Below are 8120 nucleotides of genomic sequence, written 5' to 3'. Positions count from 1 at the left end.
CAACCGCGAAAGGCGTAGTGTATGCCATCAGACAGTCATGGCCCTTAATGCCTGAATTGAAAGCCCGCAAACCAATATAGTTACTTATAAAAGCTGAAATATACATCCAATAGAAAGAGGTGCTATTAGTTGAAAGACCAATGAAATCTCGATAGAGCTCAATCAGTTTGTTTGTATTTGACAGTTAAATTATGCTGAGGCAGGATTCAATTAAGAAATGATTTTCCAACTAAACTTAAGGAATATAAATGAAAAGGTTTTTGTTAACAGTGGGGCTTTTTATATTGGGGATGAAGATTCCAGTGTATGGGAATGAACTTATCCCACTACAAGTTTTCACTAAGTTCCCACAGTTTCAGCAGTTAGTCATATCTCCCACAGGAGAGTACCTCGCAGCGGCAGTCACAAAAGAGGATAATACGCCTCTTGTCACTATTATTGACGTGAAAAATCTGCAGCAACTTTCTGCTATCGAATTTAAGTTAGGTCAACTTCCCTCTGAATTAACGTGGCTTAATAACGAACGTTTAGGGATCAGGATCAGTAAAAAAATTGGAGCCTTAGACCAACCTGTCGGCACGGCAGAGTATTACGTAATGAATGCTGACGGCACCGATAAAGAAGCTCTTTGGGGAATACTTGAAAAAAAGCGTGGCCAACAAGGTCCAGCCAAGTATCGAACATTCATGCAAATATTACATTTGTTGCCAGACGATCCTAAAACAATTTTAATTTCTGTCCAAGGAGGAAGTCGCGGTACAGCTTCTTTTACCGAGGCATATGAACTTGATATTTATTCTGGCAATACTAAAAAAGTCGCCACTGCGCCAATAAGAGCGGCTTATTTGTTGTCAGATCATAATAGAAATGTTCGGTTTGCTTTAGGAACGGATGAAGATGATGACAATAAACTAAAATCCTATTATCGCGACAGCAATGAAGATGAGTGGCGCTTGTCAGGCACGTATGCTGGTAATGAGGGCACGATAACACCTATAGCATTCACGCCCGACAATAAAGAAGTGTATGCGTTGTCAAACCTTGATGCATCGACTATTGGATTGGTTAAGTTAAAGCCTAATTCTGATGAACCTGAGCTGATATACCGTAACGAGAAAGTTGACCTTAGAGATGTTTTTTTAAGTCAAGACATGCAACTAGTTTCCGCTAAAATTTCACCTGATCGGACATACAATAAAACATTAACAGACCATAACTTGGCACAATGGCTAGATAAGCTACAGGCTACATTTCAGGACGATACGATCAACATCACTAGTGCAACGAAAGATGAAAGTAAATTGATTGTTTATGTTTCATCAGCTAAAGATCCTGGGGCATATTATTTGTTTAATACTCAATCCAAAGAGATGCAATTTTTGGTTAATTCATCGCCTGCAGTTAATCCAGATAAAATGTCCGAAGTGCAACCTTTTACCATTACATCTCGTGATGGGATTGAGCTGAGCGGCTATCTAACTTTACCTAATTCAAATCAGAAAAACTTACCTTTAGTGGTTTATCCGCATGGAGGTCCCCACGGACCAAGAGATTTTTGGACCTTTGATAGAGATGCGCAAATGCTTGCCAGCAGAGGATATGCAGTTCTCCAACTTAACTTTAGAGGCTCAGGTGGTTACGGTCGGGAGTTTGAATACTCTGGGTATCGTAAATGGGGCCTAGAAATGCAAGACGACTTAACTGATGCGACAAAATGGGCCATTGAGTCTGGTGTCGCTGATGCGGATAGAATTTGTATATACGGTGCCTCTTATGGCGGCTATGCAACATTAATGGGCGTGGTTAAAGAGCCTGATTTATATAAATGTGCAATAGGCTATGTTGGAGTTTACAGCTTACCAATGATGTTTGAAGAAGGTGACATTCCATCATCTCAGTCAGGGATTAATTACTTAGAACAAGCCCTTGGTACGGACCAAGAAGATCTTAAAAAACGTTCACCCGCTTACAATGTAGATAAAATTAAAGCGGCTTTGTTTTTAGTTCATGGTGGGAAAGATGAACGAGTGCCTATTGAACAAGCAGAGTTTTTAATGAAACAGCTTGATAAAAGAAACTACCCCTACGAATTACTCATTAAAGAAAAAGAAGGTCACGGTTTTTATAAAGAAGAACATCGCTTAGAACTTTACGAAAAAATGCTACAATTTTTAGAAAAGCACATTGGCAAAGCTTAATCAGTAAATTAACGTTGATACAGATATTAAAAAGCCAGCGAAAAACGCTGGCTTAAAACCGTCAACTTATTCTAGGACGGGACAATTCTGCGTGTTCAAACCCATCCTTTAGGCCTCATAGCAGTCACATAATCATTCATGCCTACTGCTTGCTTTAACCACACTGCATGAGGCGGAAGCTTTTGTTTTGCCGCTGTGAGGCGCTGAAATATCGCCGGATGTAACTGCATAGGTGGACGAATTTTTCCATAGCGCTCGTCACACTCTTCCTCTAAAAATCCCATACCATATAAAATACACTCGTAACTTTGATGATTCCAAAGTGCAGCGGTGTCGACGGCTGGACGGTTTTCATCGCCAAGACCACTAAAGCCTGCGTCTTCAAAATCTGCTGCACTGGGTGTTTTGACTCGCCAATATGCTAACTTTTGTCTTAAACGAGGATTAATTCGCTCTGACTTTTGCACCTCTCGCCAAAATGCGGTATCCGTGCGCTTAGTTAGGCAATAGTGCATATTGATAAAATCTAAAATTTCATAATACCTATTTGATAACACACGATTGTAGCGTTTTGCTAACTCTGACATATCATCGTCATTATAAGGAAAGTGTTCGGCAAGCATAACTGCCCCTAAGTCACTTAAGTAAAGGCCTGTTGACTCTAAAGGTTCGATAAATCCACCAGACAAACCAATAGCAACACAATTACCTGACCAGTTTTGTTCGCGACGACCCACCTTAAAATTAACGACTCTTGAAGGTAAGTATTCACAACCCGGCCCTTGGTAAGCTCGCATTTCTTTCTCTGCGTCCGCTTCACTAATAAATGCACTAGAATGCACATAGCCTACTGAACGCTGACTCTTCATCGGAATGTCCCATATCCAACCATTAGAAAGCGCAGTTGCAGTGGTATAAGGCCTAATCATGCCTGGATAGAACTTATCATAAGGCACATGCATTGTAATTGCTCTGTCGCAAAGCAACCATTGCGAGCAATCTTCCCAACCTACTTTTAATTTTTCTTCTATCAACCGAGCTTTAAAACCGGTGCAATCAACAAATAAATTAGCCTCTATTCTTTCACCTTGGTCGGTAACTACTGCAGTAATTTTATCCGTTGCAGCCATCTCTACATCAACCAAATTAGCAGATGTATGGAGAACTCCGCGAGCAACAGAAAAATCTCGCAAATAATCAGCAAATTTTTGAGCGTTCATGTGATAGGCATAACTCAATGGCTGTCCCATATCCCACGGACCCAACATTTTTGGCGCCAACCCCATCTCACAGATAAGCGGTTGGGTAGAACACGTTTCCATGAAAGGAATTTTACGATCACTTTGCAGCCACCTTTGACCTGAAAAATCAATAGGATGAATTTGCATTCGACTAAATGGATGATGATAAAAAGTATCATCGTTATTAACCCAATTAGCATATTTAATAGACTGTTTAAATGTAGCGTCAGTCGCCTTCATAAATTCAATTTCATCAACGCCCACAACCGCAAGCAAATGACGAATAGAGGGAATTGTGGCTTCACCAACGGAAATCCTTGGAATATCAGGCGATTCTAACAAACGAATTTGTACATTGTTTTGTTCGCCTCGCTGATTTAATGCACCATTTAAATAAGCCGCAGTCATCCAACCTGCTGAGCCCCCACCAACTATCAAAACTGTTTTTTTTGGATTTTTCATATTATTACCAGAAACTTAATTAAATATATCCAAGTAACCTACGTAAACCTGGAGCCGCATATTCAACGAGTTGTTTTTGCTCAAACGGCAGTTCGTCAGGCAACTCCATAATATTTCCAGACAGATTTTCACGAGCTGTGCCACTTTGTTCTCGATCAGAACCCAATTTGACCCTTTTTTGCCAGTCTTCAGGCAAGGTTTGGTAACCCAGTTGACCAATCAAATCAGCAAAAAATATCTGCGCTGCGGGTTTATCTATCGCTTTTAAATGCCTAATAACATCTTCATATTTGATGACTTTAACTCCGGTACCTAACCAAGCAACCGCGTTATGAGTAAATATTTCAGCAAGGGTCGGAGCTTTCTGGTAAATACCAAAAATCATCATATTCATCACTTCTTCTAATGACACTTTACCACTTTTTAAATGCTCTAAAGAGCCTTGGAATGTATCGGATAAGAAAAAGCGTGTTCTGGCTAAGACCCAAGAATAAGGATCCCTGACCAATACAATATGTTTAGCGGGTCTCAAAGCAATGACTGAATCGTCAGAAAACAATAAATGCCCCCAACTTAACTTTGGATTGTTAACATCAAAGGCCTGTAAATTCTGTTTCAATATAGGAATTTGCACAAAAGCATCATGGTATTGCTGCTCAACTGGCACAAACATACGCAATATATTTCTCACTAAATGGGTACCGCTTTTGGGAACCGAATTTAGGAATACCGGTTGTGTTAGTGGCTCGTGAATAAATTGACTATTCAACGAATTTAAATTGTCTTGTTTTATTACAACTCTGGGCATGATGCGCCTACTTAGCTAATTGATGCATAAAAATACCATAAAAAAAGCCGACCAAGGTCGGCTTTTTACTGATTTTACAAACTAGAACTTGTAAGTAGCATTCATAAATACTCGTCTACCTAACCAATCATATTGGCTGTAAAACGCTGAGTTACCCTCAGAATTTACTTCACCTAAGTTAAGTGTAGTTACACGTGGTGGTGTGGTATCAAATGCATTCGCTACACCAAAAATAGCTGAGATACCTTCATCTTTCCAGTCATACGACAAAGAGAAGGTATGGTACATAACGCTATCACTGCGAAGTACAATATCAACTGGTAAGCCACGGTAGGTCGCATCATAAGAACCACGACGGTCAAAGTAACTTTGGTTGTTCGAAACCGCACCAATATAATTAACATTCCAATAGAACGCCCAATTATCTTTTGATAATGAAACGTTATAGGTAGCTACGTGCTTAGGCTCACCGAACTCACCGTTGGTATTGATAACAGTATCTTCAAATAACGCCTGCTCCGCATCAGTTTGAAAAGTATGCTGTGTATCAAAACGGATTTCACCTAATTCAGTGTCGACTTTATAAGACAAGGCAAAATCGAAACCTTTGTTGATTTGTGATGAAATATTAATAAAGCTGTCACGAACCTCTTCAACACGCATATCGGTTGCGTCACGATCAAATTGAGAACACAAAGGATCAGTAGGGAAAAACTCAGAGTCATAACAACCTAACTGTGTTACTTCACCTAATATTTCAAAGTCAAAGTGGTCTAGTGACACACTCAGATCAGCAAAATCAGGTGTCCAAACTAGACCGATTGATTTTGATGTTGATGTTTCAGCACTCAATACACCTGCACCACCACCAGTTACAATTGTTGCACTGATTGAAGCCCCGCCGAAGTCAGCAGGAATACCATCAGCAGCACAGTTGTCTGCTGTTCTTTGCGTAATTGAATCGCTTGCTAGGTTATTACCCCAGTTGATACATGGGTCAATAGCTCGCTGACCACTAAAACTAGTTTGGTCGGCTAGATATAATTCGAACAACGCAGGTGAACGGAACGAGGTGCCTTTAGAGGCACGGACACGCCAATTCTCAGTTAAAGACCAGTTAATACCGACTTTGTAAGTTGAATCATCACCAAATGAATCTACATCGGTATAGCGACCTGACAATTCTAATTCAACGTTTTGAGCCAGAAACATGTCTTGTACGACGGGGATCTTAAATTCAGCAAAGATGGCTTTAGTTGTATCTTTACCCGCGGTAACACCCGCGGCAGAAGAACCCCAAACGTTACGTGCTAACACATTTTCTCCAGGAGTATCTTCGATTTCGTCCTTTTGATAGCTAGCGCCAAATACCGCACCAACAGGCCCAGCAGGTAAATCAAAAATATCTCCAGAAATAAAGGCTTCTAAAGTACTTTGTTTGTAGATTGTGTTCCCTACGTCATGACCAAAGATAAAGTCACGTACTTCATCTGAGACATTTCCAGCTAGGAACTGTGGATCTAACCAAGGTATATCGACACAAGACACACCTCGAACAGATGAAGTAGTACCTGCACATGAGCCGTTCAACCAATTTTGATCTTCGACGGAGTCTTTATAAATAATATCGTTTCTGTATTCACCTTCAGAGCGGCTATTTTGATAAGAAACGTCATAATACCAATCACCAATATCACCAGTTAGGCCAACAACAAAACGAGCGTAATCAACGGTTTGACCAGAATCAGAGTGGTCGGTAATCGCTGTTGGACTAAGCCATTGTGCGCCGGTCCAGCCTTCACTTAAGCTATTGCCACCAAAAAAGGTTTCGTTATAGATATAGCTCCAAAATTGACGATAACCATTCGCTTCAGATTTACGACGGTTAAGTAAGAACTCACCATAAGCCATCATGTTGTCTGTAAGCTCGTAGTCAGCTTGTGCAAAAAATGATACTGTTTCAATTTGAGGAATTAAAGAAGCGCCATCTTGAAAAGGATGATCAGCATTAGTTACACTGTCAGAACGTCTGTCGTAGTTAACTAAATACCAGCCCTCAGGGGCATTAAAATAATCTGGGTTATTTGCGTTGGAAGCAAGTCCAGGAATGTAATTACCTAAGTTTCCGTCATAGTCGAATTGTGCTTTAGCGCCTGGAAGTACGTTTCCACCTTCATCTTGGTAATCATATAGCCACACATGGCCCCAGAGTAAGTCGTTACACCATGCTTTTTCAGTTCTTGGATCGATTACATCTGCTCTAGCGCCAGTGGTTTTATCAAAAACATATTGCTCACCACAATTGAAAGAATCTCTGTCACCCTTTTGTAATTCTGAGCGCTTTTGATAATCAGCCGTGACTCGGAAAGAACCTTTTGAAAACGTGCTTCCATAAGTACCGTTAATTCTGAAAACTTCACCGCCACTTTCAGTAGGTTGCGACAAAGAAACATCGATATCTCCACCGTCACCTTTTTTTGTAATAATGTTAACCACGCCTGCAACTGCATCTGAACCATAGACCGAAGATGCGCCATCTTTTAATATTTCAACCCGCTCAACGATAGATAATGGTAAAACGTTAAAATCAAAAGAAGATACGCCACCACGAGTTCCAGCTGGGCCTGCACGACGGCCGTTTAATAATGTTAACGTGCGGTTAGCGCCTAGCCCTCGTAGAGATAATGTTTCTGAACCTCCACCACCATTTTGTACAAACGCAGTAGAAGATGCAGCTGTAACTTGAGCAGAACCTGACGCTACTGTTGAACTTCTCAATAGTGCGCCAATGTCGCCTAAACCTTGATTAATAGCTGAATCAGCAAGAATAATGTCAACAGGACGAGCTTCATCAAAACCACCGGAGCGTATTCTCGAACCGGTAATAACGATTTTTTCTTCTTGTTTGGCTTCTAACTCTTCAGTGACGTCAGTTTCTTGAGCAAAAGCGCCAAAAGCGTTTGCCGCCAAAGCAAAACCAATGGCATGAGCCAGAGGTCTCTTTCTGATAGTGTTTATTGTTGATTTTTTCATCTGTGTTCCCATATGGTAGAAATACCGGTGGTTAGTAGGTCTTTAACTATAGTTTTAAAAAAAATAGACCGTTCAGTCCCATCTTATCAACTAATCACAAATTTTTACAAACAGCTTTGACCTAAAAACCAACATTTTTCACAATATTGCGAGTCTTAGGTAAGTAAAACAACCTATCCATTTTGAATGGATATTTCATTGGCAAAAAAGAAAGATGTGAATTCAATTATATCCGACAAAATACTTATGGAATATTTGAATTAGTTCTTTCACCCCAGCAGTGTGGCAAGACACTATTGTAGATTAAAGCTTTTTTGGGAATAAAAATGCAGCAAACCTTTAGATTAGTCATCGATTGTCCTGATCAAGTTGGCTTAG

General features: G+C 40.3%; 4 protein-coding genes. 1 reads left to right on the top strand and 3 read right to left on the bottom strand.

The genetic code is table 11. The features are described 5' to 3' along the window. Positions 1-248 precede the first annotated feature (248 nt). Positions 249-2198: a S9 family peptidase gene (locus NWQ57_RS18590; RefSeq protein ID WP_306023673.1), complete on the top strand. Its 1950-nt coding sequence runs from the start codon at positions 249-251 to the stop codon at positions 2196-2198. 95 nt (positions 2199-2293) lie between these two features. Here the strand turns inward: NWQ57_RS18590 and NWQ57_RS18585 are convergent, their stop codons facing one another. The 3 genes from NWQ57_RS18585 to NWQ57_RS18575 form a co-directional block, all read right to left on the bottom strand. Continuing rightward, entirely contained in the window at positions 2294-3901 is a 1608-nt protein-coding gene (locus NWQ57_RS18585) for a tryptophan halogenase family protein (protein WP_306023672.1), read from the bottom strand. 19 nt (positions 3902-3920) lie between these two features. Next, positions 3921-4709, bottom strand: coding sequence for a hypothetical protein (locus tag NWQ57_RS18580; protein WP_306023671.1), 789 nt, complete (start codon positions 4707-4709; stop codon positions 3921-3923). Positions 4710-4790: 81 nt separating this feature from the next. Further along, positions 4791-7742, bottom strand: coding sequence for a TonB-dependent receptor domain-containing protein (locus NWQ57_RS18575; RefSeq protein ID WP_306023670.1), 2952 nt, complete (start codon positions 7740-7742; stop codon positions 4791-4793). Positions 7743-8120 lie beyond the last annotated feature (378 nt).

The organism is Paraglaciecola sp., from assembly GCF_030730205.1.
Taxonomy (GTDB): domain Bacteria; phylum Pseudomonadota; class Gammaproteobacteria; order Enterobacterales; family Alteromonadaceae; genus Paraglaciecola.
The sequence above is the reverse complement of the archived record's forward strand: the minus strand, read 5'-3'. Positions and strand labels throughout refer to the sequence as shown.